At 69.0% G+C, this 18,813-nt stretch carries 17 protein-coding genes; 15 read left to right on the top strand and 2 right to left on the bottom strand.

Features of this window, described 5'->3' with window-relative positions; all coding sequences use genetic code 11:
• Positions 1 to 24: 24 nt before the first annotated feature.
• The 12 genes from clpS (at position 25) to AC5RWG_RS03910 (ending at position 11,091) form a co-directional block, all read left to right on the top strand.
• On the top strand, positions 25 to 357 hold the full coding sequence (gene clpS, locus AC5RWG_RS03965) for an ATP-dependent Clp protease adapter ClpS (protein WP_493979739.1): 333 nt from the start codon (positions 25 to 27) through the stop codon (positions 355 to 357).
• Complete coding sequence (locus tag AC5RWG_RS03960) at positions 358 to 933, top strand: DUF2017 domain-containing protein (RefSeq protein WP_494025640.1); 576 nt, start codon at positions 358 to 360, stop codon at positions 931 to 933.
• A gap of 303 nt (positions 934 to 1,236) precedes the next feature.
• Positions 1,237 to 2,193, top strand: coding sequence for a glutamate racemase (gene murI / locus AC5RWG_RS03955; protein ID WP_494001275.1), 957 nt, complete (start codon positions 1,237 to 1,239; stop codon positions 2,191 to 2,193).
• Positions 2,190 to 2,984 carry an MBL fold metallo-hydrolase gene (locus AC5RWG_RS03950; protein WP_494000101.1) on the top strand — a complete coding sequence of 265 codons (795 nt, stop codon included), beginning with the start codon at positions 2,190 to 2,192 and terminating at the stop codon, positions 2,982 to 2,984. The genes murI and AC5RWG_RS03950 overlap by 4 nt, the downstream gene beginning before the upstream one ends.
• A 168-nt stretch (positions 2,985 to 3,152) precedes the next feature.
• Positions 3,153 to 3,941: a ribonuclease PH gene (gene rph / locus AC5RWG_RS03945; RefSeq protein WP_493979743.1), complete on the top strand. Its 789-nt coding sequence runs from the start codon at positions 3,153 to 3,155 to the stop codon at positions 3,939 to 3,941.
• Positions 3,942 to 3,993: 52 nt separating this feature from the next.
• Positions 3,994 to 4,605, top strand: a complete 612-nt coding sequence (rdgB, locus tag AC5RWG_RS03940) for an RdgB/HAM1 family non-canonical purine NTP pyrophosphatase (RefSeq protein WP_494025782.1) — start codon at positions 3,994 to 3,996, stop codon at positions 4,603 to 4,605.
• A gap of 532 nt (positions 4,606 to 5,137) precedes the next feature.
• Positions 5,138 to 6,655 (top strand): HNH endonuclease, encoded by a 1,518-nt coding sequence (locus AC5RWG_RS03935; RefSeq protein WP_494166458.1) that lies wholly within the window; start codon positions 5,138 to 5,140, stop codon positions 6,653 to 6,655.
• A 109-nt stretch (positions 6,656 to 6,764) separates the two neighbouring features.
• Positions 6,765 to 7,442: a DedA family protein gene (locus tag AC5RWG_RS03930; RefSeq protein ID WP_494023295.1), complete on the top strand. Its 678-nt coding sequence runs from the start codon at positions 6,765 to 6,767 to the stop codon at positions 7,440 to 7,442.
• Positions 7,443 to 7,967: 525 nt separating this feature from the next.
• Entirely contained in the window at positions 7,968 to 8,357 is a 390-nt protein-coding gene (locus AC5RWG_RS03925) for a GntR family transcriptional regulator (RefSeq protein ID WP_494022839.1), read from the top strand.
• The gene (locus AC5RWG_RS03920; protein ID WP_494166457.1) at positions 8,354 to 9,280 is read left to right on the top strand and encodes an ABC transporter ATP-binding protein; all 927 of its coding nucleotides are present in this window, start codon (positions 8,354 to 8,356) and stop codon (positions 9,278 to 9,280) included. The genes AC5RWG_RS03925 and AC5RWG_RS03920 overlap by 4 nt, the downstream gene beginning before the upstream one ends.
• A 163-nt stretch (positions 9,281 to 9,443) precedes the next feature.
• Positions 9,444 to 9,965 carry a hypothetical protein gene (locus AC5RWG_RS03915; RefSeq protein ID WP_494166456.1) on the top strand — a complete coding sequence of 174 codons (522 nt, stop codon included), beginning with the start codon at positions 9,444 to 9,446 and terminating at the stop codon, positions 9,963 to 9,965.
• A 109-nt stretch (positions 9,966 to 10,074) separates the two neighbouring features.
• Positions 10,075 to 11,091, top strand: coding sequence for a 3'-5' exonuclease (locus AC5RWG_RS03910; RefSeq protein WP_494166455.1), 1,017 nt, complete (start codon positions 10,075 to 10,077; stop codon positions 11,089 to 11,091).
• Between the two features lie 27 nt (positions 11,092 to 11,118).
• On the opposite strand, the gene AC5RWG_RS03905 is transcribed toward AC5RWG_RS03910, so the two are convergent.
• Together AC5RWG_RS03905 and AC5RWG_RS03900 are read right to left on the bottom strand one after the other, a co-directional pair.
• Positions 11,119 to 12,045, bottom strand: a complete 927-nt coding sequence (locus tag AC5RWG_RS03905) for an SDR family NAD(P)-dependent oxidoreductase (protein WP_494166454.1) — start codon at positions 12,043 to 12,045, stop codon at positions 11,119 to 11,121.
• Positions 12,046 to 12,049: 4 nt separating this feature from the next.
• A complete protein-coding gene (locus AC5RWG_RS03900; RefSeq protein WP_494166453.1) occupies positions 12,050 to 13,267 on the bottom strand; it encodes an ADP-ribosylglycohydrolase family protein in 1,218 nt (405 codons plus the stop codon).
• Positions 13,268 to 13,413: 146 nt separating this feature from the next.
• Between AC5RWG_RS03900 and AC5RWG_RS03895 the strand changes: the two genes are divergently transcribed.
• The 3 genes from AC5RWG_RS03895 to AC5RWG_RS03885 all read left to right on the top strand — a co-directional run bounded on the left by AC5RWG_RS03895 (position 13,414) and on the right by AC5RWG_RS03885 (position 18,750).
• On the top strand, positions 13,414 to 14,463 hold the full coding sequence (locus AC5RWG_RS03895) for an MIP/aquaporin family protein (protein WP_494166452.1): 1,050 nt from the start codon (positions 13,414 to 13,416) through the stop codon (positions 14,461 to 14,463).
• A gap of 91 nt (positions 14,464 to 14,554) precedes the next feature.
• Entirely contained in the window at positions 14,555 to 15,715 is a 1,161-nt protein-coding gene (locus AC5RWG_RS03890; protein WP_494166451.1) for an exonuclease SbcCD subunit D, read from the top strand.
• A complete protein-coding gene (locus AC5RWG_RS03885) occupies positions 15,712 to 18,750 on the top strand; it encodes an AAA family ATPase (protein ID WP_494166450.1) in 3,039 nt (1,012 codons plus the stop codon). The genes AC5RWG_RS03890 and AC5RWG_RS03885 overlap by 4 nt, the downstream gene beginning before the upstream one ends.
• The last annotated feature ends 63 nt before the right edge of the window (positions 18,751 to 18,813 follow it).

Genomic DNA, 18,813 nt, shown 5'->3' with positions numbered 1-18,813 from the left:
CGCGCCCTGCCTACAATGGAAGCCATGACCGTGAGCATCCTTCCCTCCTGCACAACCGTGCTGGACTCGGATATCGAGACGTCCCGCCGCGCGGAATCCGCCGAACTTACGGCCAAGGACACCCCGTGGGTCGTGATCGTGTGGAACGATCCGGTCAACCTGATGAGCTACGTCAGCTATGTCTTCCAAAGCTACTTCGGCTATTCGGAAACCAAGGCCCGCAAGCTGATGCTCGAGGTCCACCAGCAGGGGAAGTCGGTGGTGGCCACGGGCAGCCGCGAGCAGGCCGAGCGGGACACCGTGGCGATGCATTCGTTCGGCCTGTGGGCCACGTACCAGAAGGCGGACCAGGCGTAGATGGCCAAGGCATTCAAGCACACGCGCAAGGGAATCACCGGGTTCCTGGAACCCGCCGAGCGGGACCTGATCCGAAAGCTGTTCGCGGACGTCGTCGCCATGCTGGAAGTCGACCGGCAGGACGAGGATCCGCTCGCGGCGATCGTCGGCCTGGACATGGATGCCGCCAAGCCCCGGGACCCCGCGCTGCTCCGGTTGCTGCCGGATGCTGTGGAGCACGACGACGGCGAGGCCCTGGAGTTCCGCAAGCTCACCGAACGCTCGCTGCGGGAGGACAAGCTCGGAGCGTTGCGCGCCAGTGCGCTGCTGCTCGAACAGACGCCGCTGCACCTGACCGACGAGCAGGCCCGGCTGTTCGCCCGGGCCGTGAACGACGTCCGTCTGGTGCTGGCCGAGCGGCTGGAGCTCCGCACCGACGAGGACGCCCAGGCCCTGCACGAGATCGACGACTGGTCCCAGGCCGAGGACCTCGAGACCTATCTGGCGCTGGTCTACAACTTCATGACGTGGCTTCAGGAGACCCTGATGCAGGCGTTGCTGGACGGGCTGGACCACCCGTCGGGCCGGCACCGCTGAGCCACGCTGAGCCAGCGCCGCGTCGGGTCGGCACCGCTGAGCCATGCCCCGGCGCGTCCGTAGACACGTGAACCCGAGGCCCCGAGATCGCGGGGCCAAGCCCTGCGGCGGCCGGGCCGCGGACCGCGGGGACGGGCCACACCCTTCCCGAACCCACGCCCTGCTGCGCCCCGGTCGGGAGGCCGCCGTCGGCGGGGAAACACTGTGAGATGGCTAACAGAAGCCGCGCAGAAGTTCGCTCAACCGGCTGCCAACGTCTTATCCTCTAGTGAACATGAGCCCGGAAAGGCAGTGAAACTGAAGATGTTGATCCAACCTGCAGCTCCGATCGGCATCTTTGATTCCGGGGTGGGTGGGCTGACCGTGGCCCGCGCAGTGATAGACCAGCTGCCCAACGAATCCATCTTGTATGTTGGCGACACCGCAAACGGTCCCTACGGGCCGCTGCCGATCGCCGAGGTGCGCGCGAACGCGCTGGGCGTGATGGATGAACTCGTGGACGCCGGCGTGAAGCTCCTCGTGATCGCCTGCAACTCCGCCTCGGCCGCCGTCCTGCGCGACGCCCGGGAGCGCTACACTGCCCGCTACGGCATCCCGGTGATCGAGGTGATCCAGCCGGCCGTCCGCCGCGCGGTCGCCTCCACGCGGAGCGGCAGGATCGGCGTGATCGGCACCTCGGCCACGGTCGGTTCCCGCGCCTACGAGGACACCTTCGCCGCCGCGCCGCACCTCGACGTGACCTCCGTGGCCTGCCCCCGGTTCGTGGAATACGTTGAGGCCGGCGTGACGGCCGGCCAGGAGCTGCTGTCCACCGCCGAGGAGTACCTGGAGCCGCTCAAGCGTGCCGACGTGGACACGCTGGTGCTCGGCTGCACGCACTATCCGCTGCTGACCGGCGTGATCTCCTACGTCATGGGCGACGGCGTGACGCTGGTTTCCAGCGCGGAAGAGACCGCCAAGGATGTTTACCGGTCTTTGGTGTCCCACGATCTGCTGCGTCCGGAAGGGACGCCGGGCCGGCACCACTTCATTGCCACGGGCGACGCCGCATCCTTCGAGGTGCTGGCGCGCCGGTTCCTGGGGCCGGAAGTGATCGCCGTGGAGCATGTGGAGCACGTGGCGGCGCAGTATCCCACCGGGAGCATGGCCAGGATCACCCCGGAGATGGTTGCCGCCGCGCGCGCCGGGGCGCAGGCGGGCCCGAAGGTTTCGCCGTTTGCCGGTGCATCGGGGCAGTACAACCCGGGGGAGCGGGCATGAACCTGACCATCATCGGCTGCAGCGGCTCGTTTCCCGGACCGCAGTCCCCGGCGTCGTGCTATCTGGTCAGCGCCCACGACGGCGAGCGAACCTGGCGCATCCTGCTCGACCTGGGCAACGGCGCCCTGGGCACCGCCCAGCGCTACATGGCGTTGGAGGATATCGACGCCGTCTTCCTGAGCCACCTGCACCCGGACCATTGCATGGACCTGTGCGGCCTGCATGTGGCGGTGCGCTGGAATCCCGACGGCTGGACCAAGGGCCGCATCCCCGTGTGGGGGCCGGCCGCCACGGCGGACCGCATGGCCACCGCCTACGGGCTGGAATTGGATCCGGGCATGAAAGAGGAGTTCGACTTCCACGTTTGGGCGGAACGGGAACCGGTGAAGCTGGGCCCGTTCACCATCACGCCGTATCCGGTGCGCCACCCCGTCGATGAGGCCTACGCGATCCGGGTCGAGGCTACGGAGCCCACGTCCGAGGGGCCGGTCACGCGGGTGCTGGCCTACTCCGGTGACACCGACAGCTGTCCCGCACTGGTCGAAGCGGCGTTCGGCGCGGACATGTTCCTGTGCGAGGCGGCCTTCCACGAGGGACGCGACGACGCCGTCGACGGCGTGCACCTCACCGGAAAGCGGGCCGGTGCCGCTGCCACCGAGGCGCAGGTCCGGCGGCTGCTGCTGACCCACCTGCCCGTCTGGAACGACTCCGTGCGTACCGTCGAGGAGGCCCGCGAAACCTACGTCGGCGATCTCGCGGTCGCGGTAGCCGGCGTCAGCTACGTCGTTTAAGCGGCAGCGGGGCGGTGGCGGCGACGTCTTCGGCGCGACCCTTGGACGAGTCGGGCGCCGGCGTCTAGGCGGCCACGGCCCGGTGGCGGCTACGTCTTCCGGGCTGCGGCGGCTGCGAGCTCCGGCCCCCGAGCGACCGCGGCCGCTGCGAGCCGATAGGGTGGACTCATGATTGATGTTGATCCAGGTTCCGCCATGCCCGCTGCCGCCGCCCGCGCCGACGGCCGGACGCCCGAGCAGTTGCGTCCGATCAGCATCACGCGCGGCTGGTCCAACCAGGCCGAAGGATCGGCGCTGATCGAGTTCGGCAACACCCGCGTGCTCTGCACCGCATCGGTGACTGCGGGCGTGCCCCGCTGGCTGAAGGGCGAAGGACGCGGCTGGGTGACGGCCGAATACGCGATGCTTCCCCGTGCCACCAACACCCGTTCCGACCGCGAATCCGTCAAAGGCAAGATCGGCGGCCGCACGCACGAAATTTCCCGGCTGATCGGTCGCTCGCTCCGCTCGGTCATCGACACCAAGGCGCTGGGGGAGAACACCATCGTCTTGGACTGCGACGTGCTCCAGGCCGACGGCGGCACGCGCACGGCGGCCATCACCGGCGCTTTCGTGGCCCTTGCCGACGCCTTGCACTGGGCTAAAGAACAGAAGCTGATCGCCCGTTCGGCCCGCCCGCTCACCGATACCGTCGCGGCCGTGAGCGTCGGCATTATCGACGGCGTGCCGATGCTGGACCTGCCCTACGTCGAAGACGTGCGCGCCGAAACGGACATGAACGTGGTGGTCACCGGATCCGGCCAGTTCGTGGAAGTCCAGGGCACCGCTGAGGGCGCGCCGTTCGACCGTGCGGAACTCGACGCGCTGCTGGACCTGGCTCTTGCCGGCACCGCCCAGTTGGCCCAGATCCAGCGGGACACGCTGGCGGAGACGCTGGGTGAAGTCATCCGTGGCTGACACCGCGGCCGCAGGCGCCGGGCCCGGCGGAGCGCCGGACGCCGGGCAGGAAATCAAGCCCCGGCTGGTCTTGGCCACCCGCAACCAGGGAAAGCTGCGTGAATTGCGTGACCTGCTGCGCGGCCAGATACCGGGGCTGGACGTGGACACCCAGGTGATCGACGCTGCCACGGCAGGGGTCCCGGACGTTGTCGAAACCGGTCTCACCTTCGCAGAGAACTCCCTGTTGAAGGCACGCGCCGTGGCCGAAGCCACCGGACTGGTGGCGGTGGCCGACGACTCGGGCCTGGCCGTTGACGTACTCGGCGGGGCGCCCGGCATCTTCTCGGCCCGCTGGGCCGGGAAACACGGCGACGACGAAGCGAACCTGCGCCTGCTCTTGAACCAATTGTCCGATATCGCGCCCGAGCACCGCGGGGCCGCGTTCGTCTGCGCAGCAAGCGTTGTATCGCCGCGTCTCGAAGCCGTCGAGGAGGGTCGGCTGGCGGGCACCCTGCTGACAGAGCCGCGTGGCTCCGGCGGATTTGGCTACGACCCCATCCTGCAGCCAGCGGGGATGGACCGCAGCTGTGCCGAACTGCGGCCGGAGGAAAAGAACGCCATCAGCCACCGCGGCCAGGCGTTCCGCGCGCTGCTGCCTCACATAGTGGCGGCACTCGGCTAGGAATCGGAGAGGCCGTGCCGCAGCGCAGCCGGGGACCCGCCGCAGCGGTGGACCCGCCGCAGCGGAGGGGCCACTGTCGGCGGCTTGCGGCGCCCCCACACCTGCGGACTGACCGCTTTCTGCGGAGGATTTCTGCATCCTCCGAAACTGTCAGTGGCGGCGAATAGCCTGTTTTCAGTAGCAGTTCAGCACCATCGTTGACCGCCGGGTTGTGGGTTTGCCGGCGGCGTCTGCGGATCCGTGCAGGGTTCGTGACCGCTCGTAGTCGAGGCCATGCAGTACGCATGCTGAAGATTGAGACGCTGAGATGTTTGATCCGGCCGTACCCGATCCTCCCGCCGCAGCATCGCCTGCTGCAGGACCTGTCGGAGACCCGTCTGCCCCAGCCCGGTCTGCCGTAACGTCGTCTGCCGCAGCCGCGGACGCCGCAGCATCGCCTGTTGCAGGACCGCCTGCCGCAGCCCCGTCGGTCACAGACCTGGCCGCCCCGGTATCACCTGCCGGCGAAGGTTTGTTGCGGGGCGCCGGGCCGGTGGCGGCTCCGCTGGATTCTGCCGCTGTTCGCGCTGCGGCCGTTGCCCTTGAGGGCATCGACGTGGGTGCGTCGGAGCGGGAGTTGGTGGAAGAGCTTACGGCGTTGGAGGACCTGAAGGCTGCCGCGGCGGCCGCGCAGGCCAGGGTGCAGGTCGCGTTGGAGGAATCGGTGCGTGCCCGCCGTGCCTGCGCCGGGGTCCCGAAAGACCGGCAGGGCGCCGGGGTGGCCGGCCAGATCGGGTTGGCCCGGCGCGAGTCCCCGCACCGTGCCGCGGTCCTGCTGAACCTGTCCCGGACTCTGGTCACACAGATGCCGCACACCCTGGCCGCCCTCGCGGCGGGGAGCCTGAACGAATACCGGGCCGAGATCCTGGCCCAGGAAACCGGCTGCCTGTCCCCGGAGCACCGGGCCCGGGTGGACCGGGAACTTGCCGGGAACCGGGAGCGGTTGCACGGGCTCGGGAACCGGGCGCTGCGGGCCGAAGCCAAGCGCCTGGCCTACCGGCTCGATCCCCGCTCGGTGGTGGGCCGGGCGGCGAAGGCCGAAGCGGACCGGCATGTGTCCTCCCGGCCCGAACCGGACACGATGGTCTCGGTCCGGACCCTGCTGCCGGTCGTCCAGGGGGTGGCGGTGATGGCCGCCCTGCACAAGGAAGCGGACCGGCTGCGCAGCAGCGGGGACGCCCGGTCGCGGGGCCAGATGATGGCCGATACCGTGTTCGAACGCGTCACCGGCCGCAGCACCGCCGACCCGGCCCGGCTGGAAATCCAGCTGGTGATGACCGACCGTGCCCTGCTCCGGGGCGAGGCCGAACCTGCCTGGCTGACCGGGCACGGCATCGTCGCTGCCGGTTACGCCCGCAACCTCACCCGCCCGCCGCAACCGCCGGCAGCCGATGGCAGCCCGCCGGGCGGGGCGGGGCAGCAGGCGCCGCCGGCCGGGACCGAACCGGGGTGGAAGACCGCCCGCGAGCAGGCCCAACGCAACAAGGTGTTGAAACAGGCCACCGTGGAAGACATCTGGGTCCGCCGCCTCTACACCGCCCCTGCAACCGGGCAGCTGCTGGGGATGGACTCGGCCGCACGAAAATTCCCCGCCGGGATGCGCCGGATGATCCACGCCCGCGACGCCGTCTGCGCAAGGCCCTGGTGCGACGCCCCGATCCGGCACATCGACCACATCGTGCCCTGGACGCAAGGCGGTGAAACGACCATGGCCAACGGCCAGGGACTGTGCGAACAATGCAACCAGTCAAAGGAAGCCGAAGGCTGGTCCAGCCGCACCCTTGACGGACCCCACCACACGGTGGAAACCATCACCCCCACCGGACACACCTACACCTCCACCCCGCCACCACTACCAGGCACTCTCGCTGCAGGTGGCGCCTTCAGGTCCGCGTTCGCCGTCCAAGCGGCTCTAGGGGAGTCGACAGGGCGAACACGGCGTCGCTGGCGCTTTCGACTGATGTGTAGGCGCAGTTCCCCACATCCAGCAATGAGGGCAATTAAGTTATAGCTGCGCGGATTGCGAGCGAACTGCACCTCTTCGGCTGTCCGCACCGTCTAGACCCGACGCCCGGTTCGGTCATGACGGGGGCGGTAAGGCAGACTTGTACACGATGAGCATGCTGATCCCTTACCTGATGTCCGGTCCCCGCCCTGCCCAGTCCGCAGATGATACCTCTGCCCTCACCGGGGTGGCCGAGTGGGCCGTAGGGCTGATGGAAGGCATCGGGGCACCAGGCGCGGGTCTGGCGATCGCGCTGGAGAATCTTTTCCCGCCGCTGCCCAGTGAAGTGGTGCTCCCGCTGGCAGGCTTCACGGCCAGCCGCGGCAGCTTCAGCCTTATCGAGGCACTGGTATGGACCACGCTGGGCTCGATTATCGGCGCGTGGGCGCTTTACGGGTTGGGCGCTTGGCTGGGCCGACGGCGCATGCGCGCCATTGCCGACAAGCTTCCGCTGATCGACCTGGAAGATGTGGACAGGGTGGAAGCCTGGTTCAACCGCCACGGCTACAAGGCAGTCTTCTTTGGCCGCATGATCCCGATCTTCCGCAGCCTGATTTCCATCCCCGCCGGCATCGAGCGCATGCCGATGGGCAAGTTCCTCTCGCTGACCGCAGCCGGGAGCCTGATCTGGAACAGCATCTTTGTGCTGGCCGGCTTCTACTTGGGGGAGAACTGGCACATCGTGGAGGAGTACGCCGGCGTCTTCCAGAAGATCGTCATTGTCGTTGTCGTTGTTGCGGGTCTGTACTGGTTGACCACCAGGATCCGCAAGATCAGGAACCGGCGGGCGTAGGTAGCTGCTAAGGGCTGATCCTCCCATCGGTCAGCTTTGCCGCCGGCCCTGTAGACCTTCCGTTCCGCCGCCAGTTCCTCCGCACCCCGAATCCTGCTCTAGCCCCCACCGGCCCTTACGGCGACGGACGCCACGCCGCTGACACCCCGCTGCCTTTACACCTTGACGGGCCCCCGGCCGCCACCGTGCTGCCCTCACGCCGTTGACGGGCCGCCGGCCGCCAGGCATCGCCCTCACACCCCTTGACGGCAGTCCGCCGCCACCGTGATCCCTCACATCCTTGACGGGGCCTGCGCCGCCACCGTGATGCCCGCTGGCCCAAGTGCGCCGCCGCCGTATTGACGGGAACTGCCTGGCGTCCGCACCCCGGAGCCCGCGTACGAGCTCCGGGCCGGCTCGGCCTAGGCGTTCAGTCGCCCCATCCTCCTCCAGTTGACAACAGCTCCACCTGTTGTATGGTTAGCTACACAAGTAATGAACCCCTGCACCGAAAGGGGTGCAATGGGCCGGGAAAGGGAGGCGGCAGTGATCGATGACTCAAAGCCGATCTTCCTCCAGATCGCCGAACGAGTTGAGAACGACATCGTGGACGGGGCGCTGGCCGAGGAAGGCCAGGTGCCGTCCACCAATGAGTTCGCCGCCTTCTACCGGATCAATCCCGCCACCGCGGCCAAAGGCGTCAACCGCTTGGTCGATGACGGGATTCTCTACAAGAAGCGGGGGATCGGCATGTTCGTAGCCGCCGGAGCCCGCTCCCGCTTACTGGCCCGCCGGCGTGACGACTTCTACCGCGAGTACGTTCAGCCGATGGCCCGGGAAGCACGAAAACTGGGTATCAGCACCGAACAGCTGACCGCAATGCTCCACCGCACCGAGTCCACCAGCGACATGACAGAGGGAAGCGTGTCCCCATGAGCTACCAGAACACACCCGCCATCGAACTGAGGCAGGTGAGCAAGTCCTACCGCGATGCCAAGGCACTGGACAACGTCAGCCTGCGTCTGGAGGGCAACCGGATCTACGGTCTGCTGGGTCGAAACGGCGCCGGCAAGACCACCCTGATGTCGGTGCTCACTGGCCAAGGCTTCCAGAGCAGCGGTGAAGCCTTGGTCTTCGGGCAGCACCCGTATGAAAACGACGCCGTGCTGTCCCGGATCTGCTTCATCCGGGAATCACAGAAGTACCCGGACGATTTCACTCCCCGGCAGGCGTTCAAGTCCGCCGCCCTGTTCTTCCGGAATTGGGACCAGGCCTACGCAGACCGGTTGGTCGAGGATTTTCAGCTCCCGCCCAAACGGCGGATCAAGAAGCTTTCCCGCGGCCAGCTCTCCGCCGTCGGCGTGATCATCGGGCTGGCATCCCGCGCGGAGATAACATTCTTCGACGAACCTTATCTGGGGCTCGACGCCGTGGCCCGCCAGATCTTCTATGACCGGCTGGTCGAGGACTTCGCCCACCATCAGCGCACCATCATCCTTTCCTCGCACTTGATCGACGAGGTGGCGAACCTGCTGGAGCACGTCGTGCTGATCGACCGCGGCCGGATCATCATGGACGACGACGCCGAAGCGATCCGCGGGACGGCCTTCACCGTGGCCGGCGGCGCCGCAGCGGTCAGGTCCTTCGCGGCGGGGCGGGAAGTGTTGCACCGCGAATCGCTGGGCTCACTGGCCTCGTGGACCATCGACGGCAGGCTGTCGGATAGCGAACGCGACGAGGCTGCGGAACTCGGTGTGGAGTTGGCGCCGGTGTCGCTCCAACTACTGGTCGTGCGGAAGACCACTGCTGCAACCGATGCCGTCGCCGATGCCGACTCCGAGCTGGAGGTCCTGAAATGAACCGCGTCGTCAACGTAGCGCGCATGCAGTTGATCAATAAGTGGACCTTCCTGGGCATCCCCGCCGTAATCCTGCTGGCCTCCTTTCTGGTGACCCTGGCCATCTGGGCGATGATTCCTGCCGACGGCGGGACGCTGTATTCCGGAACCGCGCAGGCGGTGATGTGGTACTTCCTGGCGCTGGGCATCCAGTCGCTGACACTGACGTTCCCGTTCTCGCAGGCGATGAGCGTGAGCCGCCGTACCTTTACCTCGGCACCGTCGGACTGTTCGCCGTCGTTGCTCTTGCCGTCAGTGTCCTTTACTACCTGCTGGGCCTGCTGGAAGTTGCCACCGGCGGCTGGGGCTTCAACGGCAGGATGTATGCCCTGGGCTGGATCGCCGACAGCAGCCCGATGGTGCAGATCCTGTTCTACTTCATCGCCATGGTGGCGTTGTTCATGATCGGTTTCTGGTTCGCCACCATCTACAAACGCTGGCAGGCGACCGGGATGTTGGTCACATGGATCGCGATCGCCGTGGTCCTGATCGGGCTGCTGGGCCTGATCGCCTGGCAGGGCTGGTGGCCGGCCGTCGGCGGGTGGCTGGTAACCCAGACCCCGCTGAGCACCTCCGGCTGGACGGCGCTGTTCTGCGCGGCCCTGGCGGCCGGATCCTACCTGACCCTCCGCCGGGCCACCCCCTGACCAAGCCTTGACCCGTCCGCAGGACCGCGGCCCCAGCGCGCGTGCCGGGGCCGCCGTCGGGTGTGTTGCAGGCGCATAACCGTCGGTGCCGTCGCTTAGGGTTGAACGCGTGGCAGTTGACTTCACGGCGATCGATTTCGAGACGGCAAACGGGTTCCGGGGCTCCCCATGCTCCGTCGGCTTGAGCAAGGTCCGTGACGGCCGGATCGTCGAGGAAGCCTCCTGGCTGATGCGGCCGCCGGAGGGCTTCGACCACTTCGACCGGCGCAACGTCCAGATCCACGGCATCACCGCGGGCATGGTCGCGGGAAAGCCGCGTTTCGGCGAGATCTTCGCCGACCTGGCAGCCTTCATCGGCTCCGACGTGCTGGTCGCCCACAACGCCGCCTTCGACATGGGCGTGATCCGATCAGCTCTGGAGGTCTCGGAACTCTCCGGGCCGGCCTACGACTACGCCTGCACCGTCATCCTGTCGCGGCGCAGCTATTCGCTCGTCTCCTATTCCCTGCCGTTCGTCGCCGAGGCCGCAGGCGTGCCGCTGCACAACCACCACGACGCCGTGGCGGACGCGCGGGCCTGCGCCGGCATCATGATCGACATCGCCGGCCGCAACTCAGCCGGCAGCATTCCCGAGCTGCTGACCGCCCTGCAGTTGCGTGCCTCGCGCCTAGAGGCCTACCTCCACGGCAGCGCGGCGGTGTCCAAACCCACCCGGACCGCGCTCGAGCGGCAGGCGCTGGGTGCGGCCGGGGGCGCGGCGCCGTCGTCGGCCTGGACCTACTGGCCGGACGAGGGGGAGAACCCCGAGCCCAACCAGGCGGCCGACGACTCCCACCCGCTGTACGGCCAGACCGTGGTGTTCACCGGCAATCTGGGCCTGTCGCGGCAGGAGGCGAAGAACCGGGCGGCGGAGCTGGGGGCCCGGCCGGCCAGCAACGTCACCCGGAAGACCACCGTGCTCGTCGTCGGCGACGGTTTCGTCGCCTCCGACCTCAAGAGCGGCCGCGTCACGGCCAAGGCACACAAGGTGCTGCAGCTGCACAGCAGGGGCCAGCAGATCGAGGTGCTGTCCGAAGGCGAGTTCTTGCAGATGATCGGGGGACGCTGGCCCGCGCACAGCGCCTGACCCGCCGCCGCTGACCCGCCGCCGGAGTCAGAGCCGGAGGCCTACCCCGGTAAGTTCCTCGGACAGGTCGATCAGCCGCGAGGCGGCGTTGCGCTCGCGGGCGTGCCGCCGGGGCGCGACGACGGCGGGGCGTCCGGTCAGCTGGAACGGCCCGTCCGGTCCCCAGTAGTCGCCGTTGCGGACCTCCTCGGCGGCTGCCGCGTGCACCAGCGGCCGGGCGCCGGCGTCCTTGCCCTGCGCCACCAGCCCGAAAAGCACCCGTTGCCAGCCCGCCGCCGGACGCGACAGCTGCAGGCCCGGCCGGTCCGGGGTGAAGTATTTGCGCGCGTACCCGGGATGGGCCACCACGGAAGCGACCGGCGAGCCCACCGCGTGAAGCCGGTTCGCCAGCTCGAATCCGAAACTCATCACCGCCAGTTTGGACAGCGCGTAGGACCGGTAGCTGTTGTACCGGGCCGGCAGAGCGGCCCGGCGGAAGTCCGGCCGGACCCAGCGATGGCTGATGCTGCCCACATGCACCACGCGGCCGCGGCTGCGGCGCAGTACAGGCATCAGCCCGGCGACGAGCGCGAAGTGGCCCAGGTGGTTGGTGCCGAACTGCAGTTCGAAGCCGTCGGCGGTGAACTGCAGTTCCCGGGAACCGATCACCCCGGCGTTGGCCAGCAGGGCATCGATCCGCCCCCGCTCGGCAAGTTCGCCTGCCGCTTGCCGGACCGAGGCCAGATTGGCAAGATCCAGCTCCTGAAAGTGCACGTCCGCGCCGGGCACAGTGCGGCGGACGGCTTCCATGGCTGCCCGGGCGCGTGCCGCATCACGGGCAGCCATGACCACCGTGGCTCCCGCCGCGGCCAGCTGTTCACTGGCGAAGTAGCCGAGGCCGGCGCTGGCACCGGTCACGAGGATCGTCTTCCCGTCCTGGCGGGGCAGCGCGGGGGCAGTGCGGTCGTGGTCCACGGGCTCAGCCCTGGGTTTGAGCCAGGAAGCGCTCCGCCATGCCGAGGATGACGTCGGGGGCCTCCAGCGCGCCCAGCCATTCGGCGGGGAGCGCCGCCTCGCCGTAATGGGCGCCCAGGAGGTTCCCGGCGAGGCTGCCGGCCGAGTCGCTGTCGCCGTCGTGATTGATGGCCGCGGCGACCGCCCGGCGGAAGTGGTGCTCCGGCGTCGTGCTGTCCGCCGTCGCCAAGACGGCGTAGAGGGCGATGGCCAGGGCTTCCTCGGCCACCCGGCCCAGGCCAAGCGTGGCGGTCAGCACGGCCGGCTGCACGGGGCCGCCTGCCGACAGCTCAATGGCGGCGCGCAGCCTCCCTGCCAACTCGGCGGCGGCCGGGTCCTGCTCGGTGCGGGCCAGCAGGGCCACGGCGGCGCCGGGCAGCGTGGCCTGTTCGTGCACCAGCAGCCGGATCAGCGTGGCGAACGTTGCCGCGCTCTGGTGCGCCGTCGGATGGCCGTGGGTGAGCGACGAACCGTCCGTGGCCAGCCGCTGGACCGTCTGGTCGTCGACGAACGGCAGCAGCCCGAACGGAGCCGACCGGACCACCGTGCCGGAGTCCTTCGAGTCCCGGTTGACCGGGCGCGCCCGCGTTCCCATTTCCCCGGTGGCCAGGCCGGACAGGCAGGCGGCGCCGGGGGCGCGGCGTGCGTGCAGCACGTCCTGTTCGTCGATCCAGCGCGGCTGGGGCTCCGGCGCATTGTCCGGAAAGCGGCCCTCCTGGGTGGCGTACCAGCGCAGGTAAGCCAGCCAGAGGCAGGCGGCTTCGTCGGCGGCGGTACCGGCATTGGCCCATTCCAGCGCCTCGGTCAGCCCGTCGAGGGTATAAAGCGTCAACTGCGTGTCGTCGGAGAAGTGGCCGGGCTCCGCCAGCTGGGAGAAGTCCCGCAGCCCGTCCGCCCCGAAGCGCCCGGCGATCGCGTCGAAGGAGTCGAATTCGACGCCGGCCCCCAACTGGTCCGCCAGGGCGCCTCCGAGCAGGCAACCGCGCACCCGCGAGGCGAAGTCCGGCACCGCGTGGGCCGTGGTCTCCGGCTGGGTCACGGGCGGCGGCACGGCGGCGGGAACCGGTGTGGGCTGGGCGGCGCCGGGAGCGGGCCGCATGGTGCCGGGAGGGGGCGGCGCGCTGCCGGCGAAGTCCGGCGCGTCGGCGGAGGGGGAACCGGGGAGCGGGGCATCGTTAGTCACGACTACCAGCTTAGGCGCGGGACCGGACCTTTCGCCGGGCATCCTTCCCGGGCAGCACCCAGCTTTCTCACAGACCCCGATGCCAGAGTGGAGTAGTTTTGAGTAACCCGCCGGCTGCTGGCCGGCCCTGCAGAAGGACAGTATCCATGGCAGCAGCCCACCCCGCGTCACCGGCTCCGGCCGTCCACGCCGCCCCGCCCCGGCTAGGCGAGGGGCGCAGCTACTCGGCCCGCATCGGCGCCGAAGCGGCAGGTTCGTTCCTGCTCTTTTTCGGCGCCCTGGGGATTGGCATGTTCAATCCGCAGGGCGGCTTCAGCGTCCCCTTCGGCTTCGGCCTGGCGGTCGTTGCCGGCATGCTTGCGTTCGGCCACGTCTCCGGCGGCCACTTCAACCCGGCCATCACGCTGGGCAGCGCGCTCGCGGGCCGGACCTCCTGGAAGTCGGTGCTGCCCTACGTCCTGGCGCAGTTGGCCGGCACCTCGCTGGCCGCCGTCGTGCTCTGGGTGATCATGGGCAGCCACCCGGTCAGCGCCCAGTCGGCCGGCGTGTTCACGTCCATCTCCAACGGTTACGCCGGCGGCGACGAACTGGGCTTCTCGATGGCGGGGGTTTTCCTGGCCGAAACCGTCGCCACCGGGCTGCTCGTGGCGGTCTACCTCGGTGCCACCTCGTCCCTGGACCGGCTCCGCAGCGCCCCGTACGCGGTGGGGCTTGCGTTCGGCGTGCTGACCGCCGTGATGCTCCCGATTTCCAACGCCGGACTGAACCCGGCCCGCTCCACGGCCGCGGTGTATTTCGCGGACGGCAGCCCGCTGGGCGAACTGTGGCTGTTCTGGGCGGCCCCGCTGCTCGGTGCGGTGATCGCCGGGCTGCTCTACCGCAGTGCCGAACTGGTGCCCGGGCCGCGCCAGGCAACCAACGACGGCGATGCACCGGCTGCATCTTCCGGCAAGCCTGTGGAGGGGAAGACTGCCGCTGGCGGCGGCGTTTCGGCCGGCACGGTGTCCGCCGGAGGCGCGGCCGCCGGATCCGTGGACGGCTCGGTGCCCGCCGGGTCCGCCGCCGAACGTGAGGTTCCCGACGTCGCGGTGGAGGACCAGCCGGACGAGCCGGCGCCGGCGGACGATCAGGGCGCCGCCGAAGCCCGCGACTTCTTTGACCGCAAGCCGAACCGGACACGCCCGGACGGCGAATAACCACAAGGCCCCGCGCAACGGCACGTCCCGATTTCGGGACGTGCCGTTGCGCTTGTCCGAAACTGTCCTAGCCGCCGGATAGTTTGGAAATATGAGGTTACTGCACACGTCGGACTGGCACCTGGGCCGTTCTTTCCACGGCGTCGGGATGCTGCAGGCGCAGCAAGCTTTTGTGGAGCAACTCCTGCAGACAGTGCGCGAGGAGAGCATCGACGTGGTGCTCATCGCGGGCGATGTGTACGACCGCGCGCTTCCCGGTGTAGATGTGGTCAACCTCTTTTCCGATGCCTTGTCGCGCATCCGCGATGCCGGGGCAACGGTGATCTTGACCAGCGGCAACCACGATTCGGCCACCCGGTTGGGCTTCGGCTCCGGCATCCTGGCCCACGGCGGGGTCCATATCCGCGCCCGGCTGGACCAGCTTGCGGACCCGGTGGATTTGGACCTGGACGGTGCGACCCTGGCCGTGTACGGGATCCCGTACCTCGAGCCGCGGCTGTGCGCGGAGGAGCTGGGAGCGGAGGCTCCCAGCCACACCGCCGTCACGCGGTCGGCGCTGGACCTCGTCCGTGCCGACCTTGAGCAGAGGCGGGCCGGCGGCGCCGTGCATTCCCTGGTCATGGCGCATACCTTTGCCAGCGGCGGCGTCACCTCGGACAGCGAACGGGACCTGAGCATCGGGGGAGTGGGAGCGGTCCCGCTGGATTTGTTCGACGGCCTCGACTATGTGGCGCTGGGCCACCTGCACGGGCGCCAGGCGCTGAGCGAAACGGTGCGCTATTCCGGCTCACCGCTGCCTTATTCGTTCTCCGAGGCCGGACACGAGAAGGGCGGCATCATCCTCGAATTCACCGCGGACGGGCTCGCGTCGGTGGAAAACGTCAGCTGGCCCTCCCCGCGCAGGCTCGCCGTGCTCAAGGGGACCATGCAGGACCTGCTCGAATCGGCGGACCACGCCTGGGCGCAGGACGCCTATTGCCAAATCACGGTCACCGACGACGAACGCCCGGCGAAGGCGATGGAACGGCTGCGGGCGCGCTTTCCCGACACGCTGGTGCTCAACTTCGAACCCGCCTCCGGGCCGCGCCGGGACACCATGAGCTACAGCCAGCGCATCGCGAAGGCCCAGGACGACCTGGAGGTCTGCTGCGGCTTCCTGGACCACGTCCGCTCCCGGCCGGCCGACGAAGCCGAACGCGCACTGTTGGCCGATGCGTTGGCCGCCGTGCAGGCAGCTGAGGCCGCGGCATGAGGATCCACCGGCTTCAAATGCAGGCCTTCGGGCCGTTCGCTGCGCGGGAAATTATTGACTTCGACGAGCTGGGAGAGCAGGGGCTGTTCCTGCTCAACGGGCCTACCGGGGCCGGCAAGACCAGCATCCTGGACGCCATCTGTTTTGCGCTGTACGGGTCCGTTCCCGGCGCACGCCAGCAGGGGAAGCGGCTGCGCAGCGACCACGCCGAACCCGGGACAGAGCCGGAAGTCGTGTGCGAGTTCTCCGCCCGCGGCAGACGGTTCGAAGTGACCCGCAACCCGCAGTGGGAACGGCCCTCGTCCCGGGCCAGGTCCGGATCGGTGACGGAGCAGGCGCGCACGCTGCTGCGCGAGAAGATCAACGGGGCCTGGGTCCAGAAAAGCGGCCGCAACGACGAGGCCGCGGCCGAGCTGCTGGCCGTCCTGGGCATGAGCCTGGAACAGTTCACCAAGGTAGTCCTGTTGCCCCAAGGCGACTTCGCGGCGTTCCTGCGCGCCGACGCCAGGGAACGCCGGCCGTTGCTGCAGCGCCTGTTCGCGACCGACCGCTACGAGGCGGTGGAGCAGGTCCTGGCGGACGAAGCGGCCAAGGCCCGCTCGGACTACCTGGCCGCGGTGGCAGGATCCGACCACCTGCTCGCGCGGGCAACAGAGGAAGCAGCCCGGCATCTGGCCGCCGAGGACATGCCGGACCAGTCAATGCCTGCCGCGGACCTGCTCGCCGCACTTGAGTCCTCGATGGCGTCCGCGGCCGGCTCCGTCCGCGACGTGGCCGAGCGCGGACAAGATGAGCTGGGCCGGCTGCGGGAGGCGATCGCCCGGCACGAGCGGGCGCTGGCCGACCACGCGGAATTGGCGGCGCTGGAGAAACTGGCAGCCGAGCACCGCAACGGCGCCGACGGCCACGCAGCGCTGACCGAAACCCTGGCATCGCACCGGGCCGCGGAACTGCTGGCGTCGCCCATCCGGCACCGGGATCAGGCGGCACTCGCTGTGGAACGGGCCGGGAAAGAGTTTTTGGACCGGATCGACGAGGCCGAAGCCCATCCGCTCTTCCCAACATTCGTTTCCCGCCGCCCCGACCCCGATGCGGCGGGACAGGCGCTGCTCGAGGAGGCGGCGGCACAGCTCTCCGCCGAGCTCGGACGAATCCGCGCCCTGCTGCCGGAAGAGCAGCGGTTGCAGGCGGCGGCTGCCGACGTGCGGCGGTTGGAACAGCACGCGGGCCGATTGGCCAAGGACATCGGTGCCGCGGAAACAACCCGGGAACGGCTGGCTGAAACCGGCCGCGGGCTGCAGGAGGAATTGGCCACGCTGGCGGCAGCCTCCGACGACGTCGGCCTGCTCACCGAGCGGCTGGAACAAGCCCGACAGCTTCGGGACACCGTGGCCGACTACGGCGCCTGCCTGGCCAAGACCGACGAGGCCCGCCGGAACCGCGATGCGGCGCACGCCAGGCAACTTCGGCGCAAGGAAGCCTGGCTGTCGCTGTTGGAACAGCGACTCGATCAGGCCGCAGCGGAGCTCGCCGCCAACCTTGCAGAGGGAGACCCCTGTCCGGTGTGTGGCGGAACAGAACATCCGCAACCGGCCGCGGCCGCCGGCGGACACCTGGTCACCCGTGAACAGGAAACAGCAGCCCGGGAGGACCACGCGGCGGCGGAAGCCACGTACTCCAAGGCCCGCGAGGCGTGCGCGGCACTGGAACAGCAACTCTCGGCCTTGGCCTCCCGCGGTGGCGCGACCGACGCCGCCGCAGCGGCCGCCGCCGTCGTCGCCGCCCGTGCCCGTTTGGACGAGGCCGTCGCGGTGCGGGAACGGCGCACAAAACTGCAGGAACGGGCGGCCGCCACGACCGAGCAGCTCGACGAGAACGGCCGGCAGCTGTCGGCCCTGGCCGTGGCCAAGGCCTCCGCCGATTCCGACCTCAAGGCCGGGAGGGAACGCGTGCAGGAACTCGAGCAGAAGCTGCGCGAGGCCCGTCCGGACGGAGGCAGCCTGCACGAACACGCGGCCTCGCTATCCCGCCTGGACCAACTGCTGGCCGCTGCCCTGGACGTCCTGGGACAGCACCGCCACTGTGGCAACGCGTTGGAGCAGGCAGAGGCCGATCTGGCCTCGGCCATCGGGCAGTCCAGCTTCGCCTCCGAAGACGAAATCCGGGTGTCCCTGCTGGCACCGGCACAGCTGCAAGAACTGCAGCGGCGCCACACTGCCTACACCGAAGCAGGCCAGCGGCTGCAGGTGCTGGAGTCCTCCGAAGCCGTCGTCCGTGCCCGCACCGCGCTCGAGAAGGGCGAAACACTGCCGGGGACCGCGGAACTGGACGCGGCACGCGGAGAAGCCGCGGTTTTGGACGGGCTGGTGCAGGAGCACCACGTGCGGCACGGGGTGCTGACTGCGTCGCAGCAACAACTTGCCAGCTACCGCCGGCGTTTCGACGAGGAACAAGTCCGCTTGGCCCCGATCGCGGAACGGCACGAGCTCCTGCAATCGGTGGCGGACACGGTCAGGGGACTGGGCGAGAACGAACGCAAGATGACGCTCACCACCTACGTCCTGGCCGCGCGGCTGGAGCAGATTGCGGCGGCGGCTTCCGAACGCCTCATCGCCATGACCGACGGGCGGTACACCCTGGTCCACGACGACTCGAAGTCCGGCAACAAGAAGTCGGGCCTGGGATTGCACGTCAGCGACGAATGGACGGGGCAGCGGCGCGACACCTCCACCCTGTCCGGCGGCGAATCCTTCATGGCCTCGCTCGCGCTGGCACTCGGCCTGGCCGACGTAGTGCAGGCAGAGGCAGGCGGCGTGGACATCGAGACGCTGTTCGTCGATGAGGGATTCGGCAGCCTGGATGAGCAGGCGTTGGAGCAGGTCATGGATGCGTTGGAGGGACTGCGCGACGGGGGCCGGGTCATCGGCTTGGTCAGCCACGTAGCGGAGATGAAGCAGCGCATCGGCGCCCAGCTCCAAGTCACGAAGGGGCGCCACGGCTCCTCCGTCCGCACCGTGCTTACCGGGGCCGCCTGACCACCGGTATGATGGTTGTGTTATCCGGGTTGTGCGCATCGGGAGGCGGGACGATGCGCGGTT

It is taken from the genome of Arthrobacter sp. Y3221160 (assembly GCF_059092585.1).
Note: the sequence above shows the minus strand (reverse complement) of the source record. Positions and strands in the feature narration are given on the sequence as shown.